Raw genomic sequence first — 21263 nt, 5'->3', positions numbered from 1 at the left:
AAATACTCTGTGTACGTAAAAGCGTCCTGTTTATTCAACCACCTCATTCACAGGGAATCTATCAATCAACTGCATCGCCCGATGGGCATTACGCTGGAAAGAGTCTGGTAAATGGGGAACGTGGGGTATTTGTGATAATAAATCCAACGTCCGCCGTAAAATTCTCACCACGTCGCCTTCATCCAAGGTGGTGTTCTCGCAGAGTTCTATCCACTCCATTCCCAGCGCCCATTGTTCGACTATGGCAATTAACTCAAACTCCAACCATATAGGCAGGGCTACGTTATACCGCCGTTGTAGTTGGAACATTTGGCGACGAATTCCCCGCAATTTTGCTAAGGCTTCTGCAACTTCATTACTAAGCTCAAAGTTAACTTTGCTATCTGGACGAGGCGTTTCCATCACCAAACCGGCGGCGGCGGCGGCTAAATGGTGCGGATCTAAGTTGTCCAATTCACCACTAGCGAATACTAAACCTAGCCACAATTCATTCTCGCCTCGAATGGCGGCAGCAATTCGCCCTAATACTGTGGGCACTAAGTTATCTAAAGCGCCAAAGTGTTGCAGAATTGCGATTAAATTGAGAAATTCTTCCCAATGACGTTGTGACTGTTGCTCTACTTGCTCTTGCAACTGTTCAAGTTCGGCTTCTAGTTCAACATAGCGGGCCCGGCGCTTGAAAAGCATGGCAGCATTGCCTGATTGATGTAGGGGATGAGCTTCTAATTGCTCTTGGACGGCAGCAGTGCGGCTGAGTTGTTCTGCTACTTCTGGTGCCAGATTCAATGATTCTACAGGATTGGGAATACGCGTAGCGATCGCAAATGTTTCTTGAGTACCCCGGCGTGACTGTCCTGGCTTCAAAGGCATCTCTGGCGGTGGCAGGATATCAGGTGGCACCTCAATTCGCGGCAGTTCGGCATACAAATCGACTACATCCCCTGTCGTTGCCACATACCAGCGATTATCGTGTCCCAAGCATACCAAGTAAGGAGCTTGACCAGAACCCGGCGATTTTCCCACTAAAACTGCGGTTACAGGAGTAGACACTGTGATGTTTTTACCCTTGAGACTCAACAGAGTTCCTGACACTGCAAATCCCAACATCATCCCCAATTCTTCTTGTCTATCTTCCTGCGCTTGCTCTTGCAAGGTTTTCAATATCTGGCGTTCCACTTTCAGGCGTTGCCGTAATTTCTCATAAATAGCCAGTTCATTTTCATCAACTGCGGCGATTTGCTCATGAAGTTGAGCTAATTGTCTTTGCAGTTCCGCAATCTCATCGTATTCTGGCCGTAAATGCAAGGTGGCCATGTACTGCCCAAAACTGCGTTCTATCAGTTCCCTGGTTTGCTCTAGGGTGTGTGTTTGCAGCAAGTTGAGTACCATGCCATAACTGGGGGTAAACTGGCTTACAAGGGGATCTGGCTTGGATGTTCCCAAATACGCCGCTTCTTTGGCTCCTTCAAAGGGAGTTTGGACTGTCACCACATGACCTTGTTTATCCATCCCCCGGCGGCCTGCCCGTCCCGCCATTTGCAAAAATTCGGAAGCATTCAACAAGCGGTGTCCAGTATCGGTACGCTTGGAAAGGGTAGAAATTACTGTTGTCCGGGCGGGCATATTAATTCCCGCCGCTAGCGTTTCAGTAGCAAATACTACTTTAATCAGCCCTTGCTGAAATAGTTCTTCTACCAGTGCTTTCCAAGCAGGTAAAATTCCGGCGTGGTGGGCAGCAATTCCCCGGTACAGGGGTGCAATTTGTCCAGAACGCCCTGCTTCGGGATTGCGGGCTAAAAAGTCATCAATTTGTTGCCGCAAAATCTGGGATTCTTCATTATTTACCAGCCATAAATCACCCACTTCTGCCACTGCTTTATCACATCCCCGGCGGCTGAAGATAAAGTAAATCGCTGGTAGCATATCCCGTTGCTCTAACTGGCTCAAGGTAAAAATGATTCCAGGAGCTTCAGGTCTACCACTTCTCCCCCTCTCCCTTTCTCCCCCTCTCCCCTTCTTCTGAATAAGGCGGGGGTTAATTTTGGTTTTGCTATCATTCAGCAGGGGAAATAACCCTTTGGGATTGCAAAAGTGAAATTCCAAGGGAACTGGGCGAAAATCGGAGTAAATCAGGTCAGTTGGGCCGTGAACGCGGTTTAGCCAATCGGTGAGTTGATCGCTGTTGGCAACCGTTGCTGAGAGGGCTGCCAGTTGTACTTCCCGGGGACAATAGATGATTGATTCTTCCCAAACAGTACCGCGCTGGCGATCGTTCATGTAGTGGCACTCATCAAGTATCACCGCTTCAACGTCTACTAATGAGATGCCAACTTGCCCAATGGGTGTGCCATAGAGCATATTTCGGAAAATTTCTGTGGTCATCACCAAAATCGGTGCATCTCTGTTAATGGAGGCATCTCCAGTTAACAGTCCGACTTGATCAAACCCGAATTTTTCTCGAAAATCACGCAATTTTTGATTCGATAGCGCCTTTAGGGGAGTAGTATAAAATACACGTTTTCCTCGCGTCAGGGCGCGATAAATGGCGTATTCCCCGACTAATGTTTTGCCCGAACCTGTGGGCGCACATACGACTACGGAGCGTCCGGCGTTTAGGGACGCGATCGCTTCTTTTTGAAACTGATCCAGATCAAAGGGAAATATAGACCCTAAGTCAAGTTCTGGAGACGGTGCAGGATAATTCACTCAATCACATTTGCAACCAGATTGTTTACTATACTAACGAGTCTTTTGTCAACTTCGTTAGGTTAAGAGTTAGGAGTTAGAAGTTAGGAGTGAGGAGTGAGGAGTTAGAAGTTAAAACTCATAACTCATAACTCATAACTCATAACTCATAACTCCTAACTCATAACTCCTAACTCCTCACTCCTCACTTTATTTTCCCAGTTCTTGCGATCGCTCTGTGGCAGCTTTGACTGCTTCAATTAAAGCTGAACGAAATCCTGCCTGTTCTAGCTTGGCAATCCCCGCAATGGTTGTACCACCGGGACTAGTAACGCGATCTTTGAGTTCTGCTGGGTGCATTTTGGTTTCATGTAACAGTTTCGCTGTTCCTAGTACGGTTTGCAAGGCTAGTTGATTAGCAATTGCTCTAGGTAAACCTGCGGATACTCCGCCATCAGCAAGTGCTTCTACCAAGAGCGCCACGTAAGCCGGGCCGCTACCAGATAGCCCTGTGACTGCATCCATCAGCCCTTCTGAGACTTCCACGACTTCCCCCACAGCAGAAAAAATCTGCTGTGCTATTTGGTGGTGCTTGGCATTGGTGTATGCACCTGAACAAATGGCGGTAATTCCCGCTCCCACTGTTGCTGGGGTGTTGGGCATTGCTCTAATAACTGGCAATTGCACAAATGCAGCTTCTAGCTGGCTTAAAGGCACACCCGCTAATATCGAAATGATTAGGGGTGAGTGTTCTTTATTAAGAATATCAATATTTGCTAATTCTTGAGCGATCGCGCTGAACACCTGCGGTTTTACTGCCAAAAAGACAACTTCTTTTACTTGGGTGAAAACCTCGCTATTATCTGTCGTCACAGCAACATTGTATTGCTGTTTTAAAAAATCTAGGCGTGAAGATAGCGGTTCGCTAACTATGACTTCTGATGATTGATAAGTTCCAAGCGCGATAAGGCGGGATAAGAGCGCTTCTCCCATTACCCCACCACCAATTAAGCCAAATTTTATAGTCATTGATCAATTAGTCATTAGTCATTCGTCGTTTGTCATTAGTCATTTGTCACTATGATCAAAACCCAGGACTAATGACAAATGACAAAGGACTAACAACTAATTTAATTTTATTGTGCCATCCGGTTAGTTTCGTTGCCCCAGGTTTGATTTGGAGAACCTGTAGGACGAGAGGGACGTGCTGGCGGTTGTGGTACTTCATGAAGAACCCCACCTTGGGTGCTAACTTGGACACAGCTTGGCGTAAACAAGAAGATGCTTTCACCGATGCGTTCTTGATGTCCATCTAGTGCGTAAGTACCACCTGCAACAAAATCTACTGCTCGTTGAGCTTGATCTGGGTCCATTATTGTCAGATTTAATACCACTGACTTGCGTTCTCGCAACGCTTGAATTGCTTGGGGCATTTCTTCAAAGGTGCGTGGCTCGAGTACTAAAACTTCCGAAATTCCGTTAATTGCTCCTGGCATACCAATCACATTCCCCATTGGCTTTGAACCTTCTGCGATATCATCTCCCATTGTAGGCACTGGTTCCCGCCAGCGTCGATTTTGAGCGGCCGTGCTTTCCTGTGGTGCCGGTGGTTGGGGATTTTCTTGCTGATACAGATTTTGGTAATTATTATCTCTATCTGGTTCTTCTTCGTAATACTCGTATTCCACTTGCTCATTTAGACCCACAAAGTCTCTGAGTTTGGAAAAGATATTGTTCATTGTCTGTGTACTCTCCTGGTGCGAATAGCTTATATTGACTTGGCTTAGGATTGATTGAGTAGGAGCAATCGCTACATCGGTGGATACTACAGCAAGTATACTGCTATTTGTAACCCTACTGGTTTTAGCGATGAACTGACACTTTTTGCAAAGGTCTGTGCATCGCCTAAACATAATAATGAGTCAAGATTATATCCTAAGGTTTGTCCGAAGGAAAGTTCTTTTTACCCCATTTTTCCTTAGCGATTGCTTTTGTCAATACTATATCCTTTGTTTCTAATTGCACCAGTTTGTTAGAAAATTCTTGTCATCAAATCCTGATCTCTATTAATACTTAAGAGCAAGGCTGATGATCAAAGGCTAAGAGCGATCGCCAAACAATATTGTTCCTAATCGTACCATCGTTGCGCCTGCTTGCACTGCCAGTTCGTAGTCGCCTGACATACCCATAGACAAGTGCTGCATTTTAATGTGCGACCAGTTTTGCTCTCTTATTTTCTTTGCTAGCTCACGATTGAGATTAAATACATTCAAAATTTCCGGATCATTTAATCCTGAAGGCGGAATTGTCATCAAACCTTGAATTTGTAAACTTTTGTATTGATCGAGTGTGGGTAAATCAGCCAAAAGTTCTGGCACACTCCAACCAGACTTGTTGGGATCGGGGAGAATTTTCACTTGCAGGCAAACCTGGGGACTCACTCCTAGCTGTTGCGCCAATTGATCTAAGCGCTGTGCCAGCTTCAAGTTATCGACGGAGTGAATCCAAGGGAATTGTTCGATGGCTTTTTTGGCTTTATTGCTTTGCAAATGTCCAATAAAGTGCCAGGTAATATCCGGTAAGTCTTGCAACTCGGCTTGTTTGCTGGCGGCTTCTTGGATACGACTCTCCGCAAAATCACGAATTCCTGCGGCATAGGCAGACCGAATGGTCTGGGCAGAAACTTGCTTGCTAACAGCAATCAATTTGACTGAAGTTGGTAGAGAGGAGCGAATGGAAACAATACGTTCGGAAATCGAACTATTCATTGGAAGGTGCGTTGGAAAACACTCTGAAGCTGATCGTACTCCTGAGATTGTCCACTGCGCCGCAGGGTACGTAAGCGATTTTCCAACATCATTCTAGCCTCAGTACGTCCTAGAGACTGGAATTTAACACCTTTAACGTCATTTGCAACCAAAAAAAACAAGCGCTGGGCATAAAGTGTGGTGAACAAATCCTGGTTGTCATCAACCATACAGATTTTGTAAAGTAAACCCCAAGTTGGATGGTTTATGTAAGTTTCTGCGTTTTCTGGATTCATTTAAGAGTTAAGGTGTAGTCAAGGTGAGAGTATATATATCTTTTCGCAGTGAATTCCAAACATTCAGACGATAATACCAACATTCGCCAGAATATTTGCTTAAAATGCAAAACTGCGGTTGCGAAGACCTTGATCTAGTTTCTAATAGGCAGATGAAGCTAGTGGTAGTGAAGCGAAATGGTACAACATGAAACGTGAAGTGTAGACTCGAAGAGTAGAGGCTTATCGATAGATTTCGCTTTATGCTTTGGTGACTCAAATATACCAACCTGGCGGCATAAGGCATAAAACAGTCCTGACCCTCTTATTGAAAGTTTAGCGTGGCAAGGGAAAACACCCTTTGAAATTCCCAACGGCAACAGCTAACTTTTCAACTTCTTTCCATACTGCCACAACTGTGGCTGAATGGCACAAAATTTGGGAGTGGGGAGTGGGGAGTGGGGAGTGGGGAGTGGGAGTGGGGAGATGAGGGAGCAGGGGGAGCAGGGGGAGAAAGAATAACTAATAACCTACTCCCTACTCCCTACTCCCTACTCCTATTGATTATCTAGCATTTTCAGTGCTGCCAGTTGTGCCTGAGCTTTGTGCAGAGATTCATACCATTCTTTCTCAGGATCGCTGTCTGCGACAATTCCTGCGCCAACTTGTCCCCAGACAATGTTGAGTGCCCAGTGCCCAGGGATGAGTCTTGAGTAAGGAAATGAAGAAGAATTTGCTCCCCCTGCCTCCCCTGCCTCCCCTGCTCCCCCTGCTCCCCCTGCCTCCCCTGCCTCCCCTGCCTCCCCTGCTCCCCCTGCTTCTTGAGACACGGGAGCTAATAGCAGGGTGCGGATTAAGATATTTAAATCTAAATGACCACGCCAATCTAAATAGCCGCAGGAACCGTAGAACAAGCTGCGCCGCAAGGGTTCTAGTTCTTCAATAATTTCCATGCAACGGACTTTGGGACAACCTGTGATTGTGCCACCTGGAAACGTGGCGCGGATCAAATCAATGGTGGTGCATTCGCCTTTTAAAGTACCTTTGATGTTGCTGACAAGATGCATCACATGGCTATATCGCTCAATTGTCAGCAATTCGTCAACAGTAACGGTTCCCCATTCACAAACTCGCCCTAAATCATTGCGTTCCAAATCCACCAGCATGATGTGTTCTGCACGTTCTTTGGTATTGCTGAGTAAATCTTGTGCCAGTTGCATATCTTGTTCTGGATTGACACCACGCGATCGCGTCCCAGCGATCGGTCTGGTTTCGGCTTGTCGATTTTGCAACATTACTAACCGTTCCGGCGAACAACTAATCACTTCCCCCCAAGGCGTTTGCCAATAGCTGGCAAAAGGAGAAGGATTGATTTTTTGCAAGGCTTGGTAAATTTCCCAACCAGAAGCCGATGTAGACGCTTGAAATCGCAATGAAAGATTTGCCTGAAAGATGTCTCCAGCTTGAATATATTTTTTCGCCTGGTTTACAGCTGTTTCATAATCTGCTTGAGATGTCAAAAAGAGAGGAGGCGAGGGAGATGAGGGAGATGGGGGAGATGAGGGAGATGGGGGAGATGAGGGAGATGGGGGAGATGAGGGAGAAAGTTCTACTTTGTCCCCCAACTCCCCTTTTATGTTCTCTAATTTGTGCTGGAACTCATCGAGTTCACTTGCATCACTGGCGGCTAGCCAAAGAATTTGTTGCGCGTGATCTAAAATGGCAAAACAATCTGGTTCATACCAAAAAGCTATGGGAAATGGTAGGGGATCAATTTTATGACGTGGTAACTGTTCAATTTCCCATGCCACATCATAGCCTAGCCAACCTAACCAACCGCCGGTGAAAGGGAGATGGGGAGGTGGGGGAGCAGGGGGAGCAGGGGGAGATGGGAGAGAAAATACTACCTCATCCCCCTCATCACCCTCATCTTCCTCATCCCCCTCATCTCTCCCTACCCCTTGCTGTAACAGCTTTTCGAGGAAGGGAAAAACCTTTCCGACTTCTGGTGTCCACATCTGGGGGATGCCATCGACTAGGCGAGGAGCGCCTGCACAGATAGAATATCGGCTGAGTTGGGGATGATCGATTGGCGTTGGGTAGGGACTTTCCAGTAGGGTAGCAATTCCCGATGCGGAGGTGGGGTGAAAAAGAGTAGCAAAAACTTCCGAACCTGTACGCTTTTCTAAGGGTAGCGATCGCCAATACCAAGCCTTGATCATACTGTTTATAAGCGTTGCAAAATTAGACCTGAGTTCCTATAGCTAGCCGTATTCCCCAGAATAAAATTAAAGTTGCAATAGCAAGCCAGTCACGCCCTTTAAATCGTAAATCGTGCCACTGGACTCGATGCTCGTTAGGACTGGTAAAACCCCGCACCATCATTGCATTCGCCATTTGATCGGCTCGTAAGAGCAGATTTTCTAACAGTCTCTCTGCGACTGTCATCCAAACTTTGAATCCTCCTTTCAATCCTAGCTTTTTCCAATTAATTGCCCTTGTCATCACGGAGCGAAATAAGTTTTGCACTTCTTCTAAAACCAAAGGGATAAAGCGCAAGGATAAGGTTAAAGTTAAAGCAATTTCGGTGACAGGCAACTTGAAGCGTCTCAGGGGTTGCATTAGGCTTTCTATGCCAGATGTGATTTCTTCTGGTGCGGTTGTCAGCAGATACAAGTTGGTGCTGTAAATTACGGTAAATATAATTGTACTCAGACGTACAGCCAAATCCAAGGAGCGGCGAGTTACTTTAACTGGGCCTTTGTGAAATAGCACATAGCTGTATTTGCTATTACTTGCTGGCTCTTGAACAATATTTTTGGAGTTTACTGGCTGGGTTAATATTTGTTCATTGGCTGGGAGGCGTGGCTGATAATCTGCACCCATTGCATCAGGACTGATGGCTCCGATCGCTAAGATAAAAAACGATAGCATTAACAGCCAACCCATTTGCTGCTGCCATACTCGGCGGGGAATCCTGGCAATTAAGGTGGCAAGAATCAATATTACCACTAGCAGCACCCGCCAAAAGTTGTTAGCTAAAACATAGCTTGTTAAAAAACTCATCAACCAGGCGAACTTGACTCGCGGATCGATTTTATGCAGCCAAGTTTGGGGTTGTTCTAAATAAAGTCCAAGTGGCAGCGATCGTAATAAATCCATTTTAGAGTTAGGAGTGAGGAGTTATGAGTTATGAGTGAGGAGTTAGGAGTTACGAGTTACGAGTTATACCGATTACCTGTGAGGTTGCATAGAACCAGTTGCTCAAGCCTCTTGTCTCACCAAGTCTAATTTTGTGTAGTTTCACAAATAATTGCTATTTAGGAGTTTTGACTTTAACTCATAACTCTCTCACTTTGTGCCGCTATCAAACTCAAGTCCATAGGCTTCTATAATTAGAAATTTTGGCTTTAACTCATAACTCCTAACTCCTAACTCCTAACTCTCACTCATAACTCCTAACTTATTTTGACGCGAGTTGCTCTATTAACATTACCAATTTCGGCATCACGGACTTTTTTGCTCCGCCACAGCAAAATAATTGGCGTGCCTTTAAATCCTAGCTGTTGCCGGAATTGGCGTTCAATGTAGCGGCGGTAGTTGTCGTTGAAGCGTTTGGAATCATTGACAAATAGAGCGATCGTTGGTGGTTGGCTACTTACTTGTGTACCATAATAAATCTTGCCCTGACGGCCACCACGAGATGCTGGCGGTGAATGCCAGCTAACAGCGTCTGTTAAGACTTCGTTAATAACTGATGTGCTGACACGGCGTTTGTGTGATTCAGCCGCCGTTTTCACCAACTCTAGAATCTTCTCTACCCGTTGTCCTGACAAGGCACTCACAAAAATTGTTTCTGCCCATTCGGTAAAATGTAACCGTGATTGCAGAGTTTTTTCGTAGTCGTAGATTGTGTAAGAGTCTTTTTCGACAGCATCCCACTTATTAACGACGATGATGCAAGCTCGACCTTCTTCGATAATCCGCCCAGCTAATTTTTGGTCTTGCTCAGTGACTCCATCTACGGCATCTATTACTAATAAAACCACGTCAGCACGGCGAATCGCTTTGAAAGCACGGTTAATACTAAAGAATTCTGTGCCGTATTCTATGTGTTTCTTTTTGCGAATACCGGCGGTGTCAATCAAACGGTAGGTTTGTCCCTCTCGTTCAATGACGGTATCAATAGCATCGCGGGTGGTGCCGGAAATTGGGCTGACAATTGCCCTTTCTTCCCCGACAAAAGAATTCAGTAAGCTCGATTTACCGACATTCGGGCGTCCCACAATTGCTACTTTGATTTCATTCGTGTCTGGGATGTCTTCAATAGCAGGGATGTGATTAACTAACTCGTCGAGTAACTCTCCTGTACCACTGCCATGAATTGCGGAGATAGGGTAAGGTTCGCCCAATCCCAATTCCCAAAACTCGGCAGCTTGCATTAAGCCTTGTTCTGGGGATTCACATTTATTTACAGCTAGTAGAACGGGTACGGGTTGTTGGCGCATCCATTCGGCGATTTCTAAATCTGCCGAGGTGGGGCCTGTTTGACCATCTACGACAAAAATAGCGCCACACGCTTCTGCAAGGGCTGTCATTGCCTGTTGGCGAATCAGTGGTAAAAATTCGGTATCATCATTAAAAACTAAACCACCAGTATCTACCACCAAAAATTCACGACCATTCCAGAAAGCTGGTAGATAAGTGCGATCGCGTGTCACTCCCGGTTCATCATGGACAATCGCCGTTTGTTCCCCGGCGAGTCGATTAACCAGGGTGGATTTGCCCACATTTGGGCGTCCGATAATTGCAACAATTGGCAGTGCCATAAAACCAGGGTGAGTGAGAGACGTAGTATATCACGTACTTACATTTTACTCGCTTTAAACTGGAAGTTTTAATAATTTTCCAATCCTCTGAGGCGATGTCAAAGAAACCTCTCCCTGGTTTTACTACGTAAAACCGTCCCTCTCCGAGTCGGAGAGGGAAAGACTTGAACTTTAGTTCAAGGCAGGGAGAGGTTTATCGAACTCACGTTAATTTAAAAAATAAAAAAGGTAGGATTTCCTACCTTTTACCCAAAAAAAGCATTTTGTAACCAAATACCAGATTAAATATCACACAAGCTTTTGACGAATCTATTGCAAAACTATGACAAGGGTATGACGTTCATTTTGTAATTGACTTCGCTAGTGCTGCTAGTTGCAACCCAGGCGAATAACTTCCTTCTTCCTTGATCCGTTTAATTTCAGCATCTGCTACCCGCAAATTTAACTTTTGTGCTAACGCCCTTACAATATCTCCCCGATCAATTACACCAGCAACAGCACCAGCCGGAGAAAGCACGGTAATTCTAGGTAACTGCTCATTTTCCAGTTTGTTAATTACCTCAGCTATCGTTGTTGCTTCTGCAACAGTGGGTATTTCTGTCAAGGGATGCACAATGCTATGTAAGGTTTGGGTTTCCCATTCACTCCTTTGGGTTAAACGAAAATCGTCAATGGAAACTAGACCCCGGTAACGTCCATCAGATGCAGCAAAATAAATCTGTGAGGGAACGGTTTCCAACAGGTATAAATCGGCAAACGATCGCAATGTCTGATCAGCATCAATTACCCGAAAGTCACGAGTCATCGCATCAGCCGCCACAACTTTAAGTAGGCTTTCTTGCAATGTAGTCATGTTGTCATAGCTGTTAGCGTTGCGGACAGCAAACCAACCTAACATCGCAATCCACAAACCAAGTACTAATTCTCTGGTCACAAAATCTACAACAAATCCTAAAGCGATCGCACTGTAACCCAAAATTTGCCCAGCCTTTGCAGCCCAGTGTACGGCTTGAAAACGATTACCTGTGATTTGCCATAGTGCTGCTTTTAACACTTGCCCTCCATCTAGAGGTAAGCCTGGAATCAGGTTAAATAGGGCCACCACCAAGTTAATTCTCGCCAAATCTCCGACCATGACACTGAGTGGACTAGTATCAGGTATCACAATAGCTCCCAGCCGGAGCAGGAAAAATAGTATGATACTCACCAAAGGGCCAGCGATCGCTACTTGAAAAGCTTTGAAAGGAGTTTTAGATTCTTCTTCAATAGCAGCAATCCCGCCAAACAGAAATAGGGTAATTGAATTAACTTTAATGCCTTGCGATCGGGCTACCAAGCTGTGACCCAACTCATGTAGCAACACCGAACCAAATAGCAACAGTGCCATAACTATTCCAGCACTCCAAGCTATAACAGGCCCCCATTCCTGATAAGCTACCCCAAAGTTAAGAGTTGCCAACCCTAAAATCACAAACCATAACGGGTCTAAAAACAGGGGAATTCCAAATAAAGACCCAATTTTCCAATTTGTTTGCATTACATTGTCCTAAAACTAGATATCGTCAGTAGTTCTTATACTGCAATATTTGCGTATATTCTTATACATATATTTCTGAGCATTAATTCAGTAGTGTCGAGTTACGAAATGGGAGCATCCCAATTTTGCACGAAGGTGTAAGTCAAAAGCGAATGAAGCGGTAGCGTAGTGTTCGCGCAGCGTGTCGCAGATAAGCAATCCCATATCTTGCGATTGCTTCACTCCACTACGTTGCGTTCCCGCAGGGTACGCCTTGGGCGAACGCAATGACAATTCATAACGTGGTTTTGATATAACTTACACATTTGGGATGCTTCCGTTACGAAATGCTCTTATTTCTAAGATAGACAATTAATGCCTGTGAGCAAAGCTCTGAAGTGGGGAATGGGGAAGAGGCACAGAGGCAGGGAGCAGGGAGCAGAGGGGAAATAGGTAATTTTTATTCTTCCCCTGCTTCCCCTGCTTCCCCTGCTTCCCCTGCCCCTTGCCCCCTACCAGTCCTCTTGAGTGTGTTAAATGGTTAATACCTCTCCCCTCAGTTAGAGGGACTACACGGAGGCTGACTGGGTAATGCTCATGAGTTATGTTGCTGGAGAAAGAACCAAAATCCTTTTTAGGAGTTTTGTATTGATCGCGGCATTATAAGCAACGCCGCGATCATCGCAAAACTACAGACGACCGATGTTAGTCAGTCCTAAAACGATGCCAACGCCAACAATATGACCAAAAGCCATCGCTGCAACGAATGTTGGAATACTAATCGGCAGGATGGGGAACTTGGGGCCAACTAAGGGTTTTTCGATCCTAGTACTTAGTAAAACCATTACTAAGCTGGTGATGCTGATGATGATGCCTACTGTAGGATTCCACGCAGGTGTTGCGGGAACAGTTGCAGATGCTGCTAGTAAAATAGATGAAATCAAGCTTTTGTCTCCTAAAATGTAGACCTACAAAATTATAAAATTACCAGGGCACAAAAGTTTTACGGATAGTTTAGACTTTGTTGATGATTATTTTAAAATTATTAAATTTTCATGCGCGTTAAAATTTGCGGCATTACTCAACCACAGCAGTCTATAGCGATCGCCTCTCTGGGCGCAACGGCACTAGGCTTTATTTGTGTGCCAACCTCACCTCGCTATGTGACTACATCCCAAATTCGGGCAGCAGTAGCAGAACTCCCGGCTAATATTGACACAATTGGTGTTTTTGCCAACGCTAGTATCCCCGAAATCAGTCAGATAGTTGTTGATTCTGGGTTGACTGGTGTCCAGTTACACGGGGATGAATTACCAGATTTTTGCTACCAATTACGTCAAGCTTTACCCAATGTCGAAATTATTAAAGCATTGAGAGTTCGGAGTCTTGAGCATCTTGACACAGTGGCTAATTACACAAATTACGTAGATACTTTACTACTTGATGCTTACCATCCCGAACAACTTGGTGGCACAGGCAAAACCTTAGATTGGACAATGCTAGAGCAATTCAGCCCCAATTGCCCTTGGTTTTTAGCTGGGGGACTAACAGCAGATAATATTGTGGAAGCTTTAAGTCAGGTTAATCCCAGTGGCGTTGATTTATCTAGTGGTGTAGAACGCGCACCTGGAGATAAAGATTTAGATAAAGTAGCCAAGTTGTTTGAGAAATTGGGGAGTAGGGAGTAGGGAGTAGGGAGTAGGGGAAAATGAGGAAAGGGAAAGCAAACAAAGAATTATTATTCCCCTCATCTCTCTCATCTCCCTCATCTCCCTCATCTACCTCATCTTCCCCACTCCCCACTCCCCACTCCCCACTCCCCATTCCCTAAAAGAACGCTGGTTGATGGCGAATTAAGTTAAAAAATTCTTCGCGGGTTTTGTGTTCCTCTTGGAATGCACCAACCATTGCGCTAGTGACAGTCCAAGAACCTGGTTTCTGGACACCCCGCATCACCATACACATGTGGCTAGCTTCCATCACAACGGCTACTCCTTGAGGTTCCAAAATGGTCTGGATTGCTTCGGCAATTTGGCGGGTTAATCTCTCCTGCACTTGCAAACGACGGGAATACATCTCAACAATGCGGGCCAGCTTACTCAGTCCCACAACTTTTTGGTTGGGGATATAAGCAACGTGTGCTCTACCCATAAATGGCAGCATGTGGTGTTCGCACAGACTAAAGAAATTAATATCTCTAACTAGTACCATCTCGTTATGCCCTTCATCAAAGATGGCATCGTTAACGAGTTCTTCAAGGGATTGGGTGTAGCCACTGGTAAGAAACCGCATTGCCTCGGCCACTCGCTTGGGTGTTTTGAGGAGTCCTTCGCGTTCAGGATCTTCGCCAACTCCCAATATTAGTGTCCGCACGGCGTCCTTCATTTCCTCCAGATGTTCCTCTTTTGGCGGGGACACATCCGCTTGTCGCCCGTTGTGGGTGTTGCGATCGGGTCTAGGAGTTATGGCTTCTGCCAAGTCGGGAATCAGAGGTGATTGAGAGCAATTGGAACCGTTGGAAGCAATAGTCATGATTCAGTCTTGGTTATGGTTTGAATTTAGTTATGAGTTATGAGTTATGAGTTATGAGTTATGAGTTAAAAATTCTAATTTCTAACTACTAACTCCTAACTTTGCAATTAGAGTGCGCCAGCGCTGGGCATCAGGGTCAATTCATCAATAACTGCCTCTTGTGGTAACAGAACTGTGTAGAGAATTGACTGAGCCACAATTTCCGGGGTTAACATTTTAGAACGGTCTAAGTTAGCATGGACTGTTTCTGTATCCCAAAGTTCGGTATTGACTGCGCCGGGACAGATAGCTGTGACACGAATGCCGTGGGTGCGTTCTTCTTGTGCCAGCGTTTGAGAGAGGGCTATCAAACCAGCTTTGCTGACGCTGTATGCTCCCCAACCGGGAAAGGGTTGCTTGGCGGCAATTGAGGCGACGTTGATAATTGTGCCTGTGCCCCGATCGCGCATTGAAGGCAAAATCCCCACAATGCACTGAAACACGCTGGTAAGATTTAAGTCAATTACCTGCTGCCAGCCCTCTAGGGGGGTTTCGCTCAAAGTAGCTGTATAGGCTATGCCAGCATTGTTTACCAGAATGTCTATATCACCAAAGTCAAGAGCGATCGCTTGGATCTTTTCTTTTACTTCGCACAGTCGCGCTAAATCTACAGGGTAAGCTTTCGCTTCCACCCCAGTATGCTCGACTGCTTCTCTTACCGCCTCCAATTTATCCAAAGAACGGCTGACTAAGGCGACATCAATTCCGGCTTTGGCAAAGGCTAAAGCCGTTGCTTTCCCAATTCCACTACTTGCCCCTGTAATCAGGGCGCGTCGTTTTTGCTCAACACTCATGGTGTCTCCCAATTTTTTGGCAGTTCCCAAAGCCTATTACCACCCAATTATTCTCACTTCTCGGTCTAGATAGATTAAAGGAATCTAAAAATCTGATGATTTCCATTAAGCATCTGCTATGATGCAGTGCAATAGTGCGTATATTGTGGGTTTTACCAGTGAAGACAACAAATCATCGCCTGGAAAGCCACGCCGTACACTCAAATTAGATTACTTGATAATACAAAAGTTACTCAATCAAATTGAGTAGATTTACCAAACATGCAAATGCCTATGGCTAGATTGTTAAAAATCTTTAAGCACATAGGCAATTATAGCATTTTGCTCTGCTAATCAATCATTATGCAGCGCTGTTAGTGGGCAACTTCTGTAAAAACGCCAATTTTGCGGAATTTTTCATAGCGCAGTTGACGGCGTTCTGGAGCGGTTAAACGATTGAGTTCGTCTAAATTTTCCAATAGCACTTGCTTAAGAATAGTAGCGGCTTTTAAAGGATCGGAATGAGCGCCACCAGTGGGTTCAGGGAGTATTTGGTCGATAATTCCCAACTTTTTCAGGTCGTGGGAAATAATTTTTAGAGCAACGGCTGCTTGGGGAGCTTTGGCAGCATCTTTCCACAGAATGGCGGCGCAGGCTTCGGGAGTGGCGACGGTATAAACTGAGTGTTCAAACATGAGTAGGCGATCGCCTACACCAATACCGAGTGCGCCACCGGAACCGCCTTCACCAATGACTGTGCAGATAATTGGTACATCTAAGCAAAACATTTCCCGCAAGTTGTAGGCGATCGCTTCTCCTTGACCTTGGTGTTCTGCTTCTACTCCAGACCAAGCTCCTGGCGTATCGATAAAAGTTAGTATTGGCATACTAAACTTGTTGGCGTGTTCCATCAACCGCATCGCTTTGCGGTAGCCGCCAGGGTAAGGCATTCCAAAGTTACGGGCAATATTGTCTTTGGTATCACGACCTTTTTGATGACCCAACATCACCACAGGTTGCCCACTCAGACGACCGACACCACCAACTAAAGCCGGATCGTCACCTCCGCAGCGATCGCCATGCAATTCCATCCATTCATCACTAATAGCCTGAATGTAATCGAGAGTACTAGGGCGACGGGGATGACGAGCGACTTGCAGTCGCTGAGACGGGGATAGACTACTGAAAATTTCCTCACGCAGTTGCATGGCGCGTGCTTCTAGTTGACGAATTTGACCAGAAACATCGACGCCATTTTCTTCTGCAAGTTGCCGGATTTGATCAATTCGGGTTGCGAGTTCTGCTAAGGGCTTTTCAAAATCTAACAGTAGCGGTTTACGCTCGGTAGTTGCCATCGTAGGGATTATCAATTACGAGTTATGAGTTTTTCAGAGTGAGGAGTTAGAAATGAGGAGTGAGGAGTTAGAAGTGAGGAGTGAGGTTTTAGAAGGTGTGGACTTATGAAAGCTATTAACTTCTAACTCCTAACTCTTAACTCCTAACTCTTAAACCAGCAGTGGTCTAAATCCATGTTTTACTGATACCCGACCAATCTGTTCCATTTTATCTACGGTAATCTGATTCCGTCCCCACGAAAAGTTCGTGTATAACTTCTCAAATTCCAGCAGCATTGATTCGGCAAAACAAGCAAACAACTGGCGGGCTGGCACGTCCATATTGACGATTTTCATAATTTTCCAGTCAATATCCAGGGAATGCTCTACAATTCCACCATTTAACACATGTACACCAGGATACTGAATTTTCGTCGCTAAGTTTTTAGGATAACCACCATCAATCAACAAACAGGGTTGTTTCAAAGTGGTGGGGTCAATTTCCACGCCTCTGGGCATACTAGCAACCCAAACTACAACATCAGCTAGGGGCAGTGCTTCTGTCAAACCCATAATTTTTCCTCGCCCCAGTTCGCCTTGCAACTCTTTGAGACGTTCTTGATCACGAGCTATCAGCAGGAGTTCTTGAACATCTGTTTTCGCATCTAGCCAGCGTGTAACTGCACTACCAATATCCCCAGTTGCTCCACATATAGCAACAGTTGCTTTTGATAAATCAATTCCCAGTTGTTTGGACGCTTCTTCCACCTGCTTACAAATAATGTAGGCAGTATGAGTGTTTCCTGTGGTAAATCGTTCAAACTCTAGTTTAATGTTGCGGACTTGGCTAAACTGCTCTAACTTAAAGTTTTCAAAAATAATTGAGGAAAATCCGCCTAAAGCTGTGATGTTAATGCCGTGCTTCTGTGCATGGGCCATAGCGTTGAGGATTTTGCGCGTTGCGGCTTTGATGCGGCGACTAGCTAGCATCTCTGGCAAAAAGCAAGATTCTACATACCTTCCTTCAATTTGTTGCCCAGTTACACTGGTGACAATAATACTATCAACAATTTGCGGTGGGGCGCTACACCAAAAGTCTAGCCCTTGATCGGCATATTCTGGGTATCCCAATTCTTGAGCTACCGATTGAGCGTGTTCCAAACTAGTCAGATGTCCAATTAGACCAAACATGTAGTGATTATTAGGCTTATGCTGTCTCGAAAGGGTGGAATTTAGTAGAGTTGGGAGTTAGAGAGACGCGATTAATCGCGTCTGTACAGGAGAGACGCGATTAATCGCGTCTGTACAGGAGTTAGGAGTACGACTCATAATTTCTCACTGTTCATTACCTCACCGGAGGCAAAGCGTCTCCGGCTTTGCTCCTAACTTTTTTTAAGCGGCTATGAGTCCGTAGGCTGACAAGCGCATAATATCGCGTGTCGTAAAACCTATGTTACTTAATGCTTCACCGTACTGAATCATAAAGTCTTCTACTAAAGCATCTTTTTCCATTGCCATTGTGTGGGCATCACCCTCTACTTGGTTGAGCATTTTCCAGACTATGGGTAGGTTATGGCGATTTGCAAGTTCAAGTTCAGCTTTAGATTCTGTAAAGTGTTCTTTCAACCAAACTTCTCCAAAGTTGAGGTGGCTATATTCTTCTTTTACTACTCCTTCAGTGATTTTGCGGGCGAAATCATCGGCAACGGGGATGTAAATGTTATATGCTGCGATCGCAAAACATTCAATAATCAAAGACTGAATTAACAAGCAAGTAACAACGTTTCCCTCTGCGGCGGCTGTTTGGAAATTTTGGTGTAGTCCAGAGAAAAATTCTTTGGCAAATTGCAAATCTGGGGTTACTTGCAAATTGCGCCCACAAGCTTCAAATCCTTTCTTGTGCCGACTTTCCATCTTGGATAGGCGAAGCAATTCATCATGAGATTCTGGCAGCAGTTGGGCTAGTGTGATGTAATTTTCATGGGCTTCTTGTTCCCCTTCAATCACGATCGCATTAATCCGGCTATAAGCATCTTTGTATGTTTCGCTCTTGAAATCTAATTCTTTAGATTGGTCTGTAAGCTGCTGCATGGTATCTTTACTCCTGTAAACCTGATTATTTGACACCAGGATTCAATTTACCCCATGAACTGAGGGTAATAATCACTGTGGTTTAATTTAACTTAACAAGTAACTATGTTTATAGATTAACTGTTGCTGGGTGAGATGTAGTACTAGCGAAACAAATGCTTTGCAGCTCAAGTTATGTTTAAACCAAACCCGAATCTGAAATCTGGCGATTTTTTGAGCCTAGTAGTGTTACTGCTAGGGGCATTCATCGTTCTACTACCTCTGTTTGTGGTCTTTCTCACCTCCTTTGCACCGACGGCCACCAGCCCTGAAAATTTGTCCAAAAATAGCTGGTCTTTAGCTAATTACTGGGTTGCATGGGAACAGGGAAAATTTTTGCTGGCGTTTGCTAATTCTACCTTGGTAGCGATCGCTGTGACGGCGTTTCAGATTGTCACTTCCGCTTTAGCGGGTTACGCCCTAGCACGGCTGAAGTTTCGGGGACGCCAAGCACTGCTATTGGTCGTTTTAGCAACTTTAGTGATTCCCTTTCAGTTATTGGTGATTCCCATCTTTTTGGTTTTGAAGTGGGGACACCTGATAAACACTTATGGGGCGCTGATTTTACCCACTGCGGTCAACGGATTTGGAATTTTCTTGTTACGTCAGTATTTCCAGACAATTCCGGTGGAGTTAGAGGAAGCCGCAGCCATAGATGGGGCGAACCGACTGCAAATTTTGTGGCGGGTGATGTTACCTTTAGCCCGTCCGGCGTTGGTGACGCTGTTTTTGTTCACCTTCATCGGTGAGTGGAATGATTTGTTTAAGCCTTTGGTGTTTACGACACGACCAGAATTAAGGACGGTGCAACTAGCGTTGGCTGAGTTTCAAGAGCAATTTACGAATAATTGGCCTTTGATGATGGCGGCGGTGACAATAGCGACTGTTCCAGTGATGGTATTATTTCTCATTGGTCAGCGTCAGTTTATTCAAGGTATTGCTGCGACGGGAATTAAGAATTAGTATCGCTAATTTTGCAATCACCTTTATACAAGCGATCGCTATTTTGTATTGTAGTATTGTATTGTTTTGTAGTTAGACGGATAATCTAAGCAAACCTAATGGTTTAAAGCTATCAAGCAACAAGTTTTTAGTATTGTGTTTTATAAAAGCAACGCAAGAGTCGATTAGTGTGACTGCGCTGTAAAACTATGGCTCGTGATTTATTCCACAATATTGTGAGGTCTGCACTAGAGAAAGAGGGTTGGGTAGTGACAAATGATCCGCTCAATATTCGGTGTGGTGGGGTTGATATTCAGATTGATTTAGGTGCAGAGCGACTTATAGCTGCGGAAAAAGCAGGAAAAAAAATAGCAGTTGAAATCAAAAATTTTGTTAGTGCCTCAAAAATTTCCGAATTTCACATGGCGCTAGGAGAATTTATTAATTATCGGACAGCATTGCGTGCTGAAGAGCCAAATAGAACCTTGTATTTAGCTGTACCATTGGCAACTTATAATGACTTCTTCAACTTGTCTTTTATTCAAACTGTAGTCAATGAAAACAAATTAAAGCTGATTATTTACAATGTAGAAACTGAGGGAATAGAACAATGGACAAATTAAATGAATATCGAACAAAAGTTAGGCAACTGTTAACTAAATATCTCCAGTTAAAACCTAGTTACGGAGATGTAGAAGTAGAACAAATTTTTGATACAGAACATGACCATTATCAAATTATTAGCGTTGGATGGAACAATCAAAAGCGGATTTATGGGCCAATAATGCATATAGATATCAAGAATAATAAAATTTGGATTCAACAAAATACAACGGAGGCGGATATAGCTTTAGAACTGATAGAAATGGGTATAGATAAACAAGATATTGTGATCGGTTTTCATACTCCAAAAATGCGCCAATTATCAGGGTTTGCTGTGGACTAAAGGAGAGAATAATACTAAAAAAATATATTTTTTTAGTATATTAGGTAGGAAAAGAAATAATGAACCTACTCAAATTGTGGAAGCCCAAGGATGGGTAATAGATGCCAATGGGAACGTGGTTCTGGTTGCTCAAGTACCCACTGCTTCGCCCCATAATTCCTTGCTCACCGCTACATCTTGCGCTGCTAATTAGACGTGAGTTCAACAAACCTCTTTCTACCTTGAACTAAAGTTCAAGCCTGTCTCTCTTTGAGCTGGAGAGGGACAGGCTTTGCGTAGTAAAACCAGGGAGAGGTCTTTGTTTTAAGTTGTTTTAGGATAAACGCAATCAGCAAATGCGTAGGCGTAGCCAGCACTTCGACATGGTTCGACTCCGCTCACCAGCCGCTCAGTGACCACCGTAGGCATCGCCGATATAGCAAATGCGGTCGCCGAAATAACAAATGCGAACGCCGAAATAGCAAATGCGGTCGCCGAAATAACAAATGCGAACGCTGAAATAACAAATGCGAACG

The 21263-nt window shown here is 44.7% G+C and carries 20 protein-coding genes and 1 pseudogene; 5 read left to right on the top strand and 16 right to left on the bottom strand.

Features of this window, described 5'->3' with window-relative positions; all coding sequences use genetic code 11:
• Window positions 1–30 precede the first annotated feature (30 nt).
• The 10 genes from LC586_RS12560 to psaK form a co-directional block, all read right to left on the bottom strand.
• On the bottom strand, window positions 31–2706 hold the full coding sequence (locus tag LC586_RS12560) for a DEAD/DEAH box helicase (RefSeq protein WP_229484923.1): 2676 nt from the start codon (window positions 2704–2706) through the stop codon (window positions 31–33).
• 189 nt (window positions 2707–2895) lie between these two features.
• On the bottom strand, window positions 2896–3714 hold the full coding sequence (gene proC / locus LC586_RS12555; protein WP_229484921.1) for a pyrroline-5-carboxylate reductase: 819 nt from the start codon (window positions 3712–3714) through the stop codon (window positions 2896–2898).
• 107 nt (window positions 3715–3821) lie between these two features.
• Window positions 3822–4424 (bottom strand): cell division protein SepF, encoded by a 603-nt coding sequence (locus LC586_RS12550; RefSeq protein WP_229484919.1) that lies wholly within the window; start codon window positions 4422–4424, stop codon window positions 3822–3824.
• Window positions 4425–4784: 360 nt separating this feature from the next.
• The gene (locus LC586_RS12545) at window positions 4785–5453 is read right to left on the bottom strand and encodes a YggS family pyridoxal phosphate-dependent enzyme (RefSeq protein ID WP_229484918.1); all 669 of its coding nucleotides are present in this window, start codon (window positions 5451–5453) and stop codon (window positions 4785–4787) included.
• Window positions 5450–5728: a transcriptional coactivator PipX gene (gene pipX / locus LC586_RS12540; RefSeq protein ID WP_100898955.1), complete on the bottom strand. Its 279-nt coding sequence runs from the start codon at window positions 5726–5728 to the stop codon at window positions 5450–5452. The genes LC586_RS12545 and pipX overlap by 4 nt, the downstream gene beginning before the upstream one ends.
• Before the next feature lie 536 nt (window positions 5729–6264).
• Window positions 6265–7929, bottom strand: coding sequence for an anthranilate synthase component I (locus tag LC586_RS12535; protein ID WP_229484916.1), 1665 nt, complete (start codon window positions 7927–7929; stop codon window positions 6265–6267).
• 22 nt (window positions 7930–7951) lie between these two features.
• Complete coding sequence (locus LC586_RS12530; protein ID WP_229484914.1) at window positions 7952–8869, bottom strand: energy-coupling factor transporter transmembrane component T family protein; 918 nt, start codon at window positions 8867–8869, stop codon at window positions 7952–7954.
• Window positions 8870–9165: 296 nt separating this feature from the next.
• Window positions 9166–10536 carry a ribosome biogenesis GTPase Der gene (gene der, locus LC586_RS12525; RefSeq protein ID WP_229484913.1) on the bottom strand — a complete coding sequence of 457 codons (1371 nt, stop codon included), beginning with the start codon at window positions 10534–10536 and terminating at the stop codon, window positions 9166–9168.
• A gap of 340 nt (window positions 10537–10876) precedes the next feature.
• Complete coding sequence (locus tag LC586_RS12520; protein WP_229484912.1) at window positions 10877–12073, bottom strand: site-2 protease family protein; 1197 nt, start codon at window positions 12071–12073, stop codon at window positions 10877–10879.
• 668 nt (window positions 12074–12741) lie between these two features.
• A complete protein-coding gene (psaK, locus tag LC586_RS12515) occupies window positions 12742–12996 on the bottom strand; it encodes a photosystem I reaction center subunit PsaK (protein WP_229484910.1) in 255 nt (84 codons plus the stop codon).
• A gap of 111 nt (window positions 12997–13107) precedes the next feature.
• On the opposite strand from psaK, the gene LC586_RS12510 reads away from it, so the two are divergent.
• Both LC586_RS12510 and LC586_RS40580 read left to right on the top strand, forming a co-directional pair.
• The gene (locus tag LC586_RS12510; RefSeq protein WP_229484908.1) at window positions 13108–13740 is read left to right on the top strand and encodes a phosphoribosylanthranilate isomerase; all 633 of its coding nucleotides are present in this window, start codon (window positions 13108–13110) and stop codon (window positions 13738–13740) included.
• Window positions 13741–13760: 20 nt separating this feature from the next.
• Entirely contained in the window at window positions 13761–13883 is a 123-nt protein-coding gene (locus LC586_RS40580; protein WP_267921663.1) for a hypothetical protein, read from the top strand.
• On the opposite strand, the gene folE is transcribed toward LC586_RS40580, so the two are convergent.
• The 5 genes from folE to LC586_RS12485 all read right to left on the bottom strand — a co-directional run bounded on the left by folE (window position 13880) and on the right by LC586_RS12485 (window position 18821).
• The gene (gene folE, locus LC586_RS12505; RefSeq protein WP_229484906.1) at window positions 13880–14584 is read right to left on the bottom strand and encodes a GTP cyclohydrolase I FolE; all 705 of its coding nucleotides are present in this window, start codon (window positions 14582–14584) and stop codon (window positions 13880–13882) included. The genes LC586_RS40580 and folE overlap by 4 nt on opposite strands.
• A gap of 107 nt (window positions 14585–14691) precedes the next feature.
• The gene (locus LC586_RS12500) at window positions 14692–15417 is read right to left on the bottom strand and encodes an SDR family oxidoreductase (protein WP_229484973.1); all 726 of its coding nucleotides are present in this window, start codon (window positions 15415–15417) and stop codon (window positions 14692–14694) included.
• Window positions 15418–15770: 353 nt separating this feature from the next.
• Complete coding sequence (locus tag LC586_RS12495; protein ID WP_100898945.1) at window positions 15771–16751, bottom strand: acetyl-CoA carboxylase carboxyltransferase subunit alpha; 981 nt, start codon at window positions 16749–16751, stop codon at window positions 15771–15773.
• A gap of 150 nt (window positions 16752–16901) precedes the next feature.
• The gene (locus tag LC586_RS12490; RefSeq protein WP_100898944.1) at window positions 16902–17921 is read right to left on the bottom strand and encodes a long-chain acyl-[acyl-carrier-protein] reductase; all 1020 of its coding nucleotides are present in this window, start codon (window positions 17919–17921) and stop codon (window positions 16902–16904) included.
• A 201-nt stretch (window positions 17922–18122) separates the two neighbouring features.
• Window positions 18123–18821 (bottom strand): aldehyde oxygenase (deformylating), encoded by a 699-nt coding sequence (locus LC586_RS12485; RefSeq protein ID WP_229484904.1) that lies wholly within the window; start codon window positions 18819–18821, stop codon window positions 18123–18125.
• A 174-nt stretch (window positions 18822–18995) separates the two neighbouring features.
• Between LC586_RS12485 and LC586_RS12480 the strand changes: the two genes are divergently transcribed.
• The 3 genes from LC586_RS12480 to LC586_RS12470 all read left to right on the top strand — a co-directional run bounded on the left by LC586_RS12480 (window position 18996) and on the right by LC586_RS12470 (window position 20748).
• Complete coding sequence (locus LC586_RS12480) at window positions 18996–19823, top strand: carbohydrate ABC transporter permease (RefSeq protein WP_229484902.1); 828 nt, start codon at window positions 18996–18998, stop codon at window positions 19821–19823.
• A 188-nt stretch (window positions 19824–20011) separates the two neighbouring features.
• Complete coding sequence (locus LC586_RS12475) at window positions 20012–20425, top strand: element excision factor XisH family protein (protein WP_229484894.1); 414 nt, start codon at window positions 20012–20014, stop codon at window positions 20423–20425.
• Complete coding sequence (locus LC586_RS12470; protein WP_229484893.1) at window positions 20413–20748, top strand: XisI protein; 336 nt, start codon at window positions 20413–20415, stop codon at window positions 20746–20748. Before LC586_RS12475 ends, LC586_RS12470 begins: the two co-directional genes overlap by 13 nt.
• 303 nt (window positions 20749–21051) lie before the next feature.
• Here LC586_RS12470 and LC586_RS12465 read toward each other — a convergent pair.
• Window positions 21052–21263, bottom strand: a pseudogene (locus tag LC586_RS12465) (hypothetical protein); the annotation flags it as partial.

Origin of the sequence: Nostoc favosum CHAB5714 (assembly GCF_020829495.1) — a bacterium.
Lineage (GTDB): Bacteria > Cyanobacteriota > Cyanobacteriia > Cyanobacteriales > Nostocaceae > Nostoc > Nostoc favosum.
This window is presented reverse-complemented; position numbering and strand designations above follow the sequence as displayed.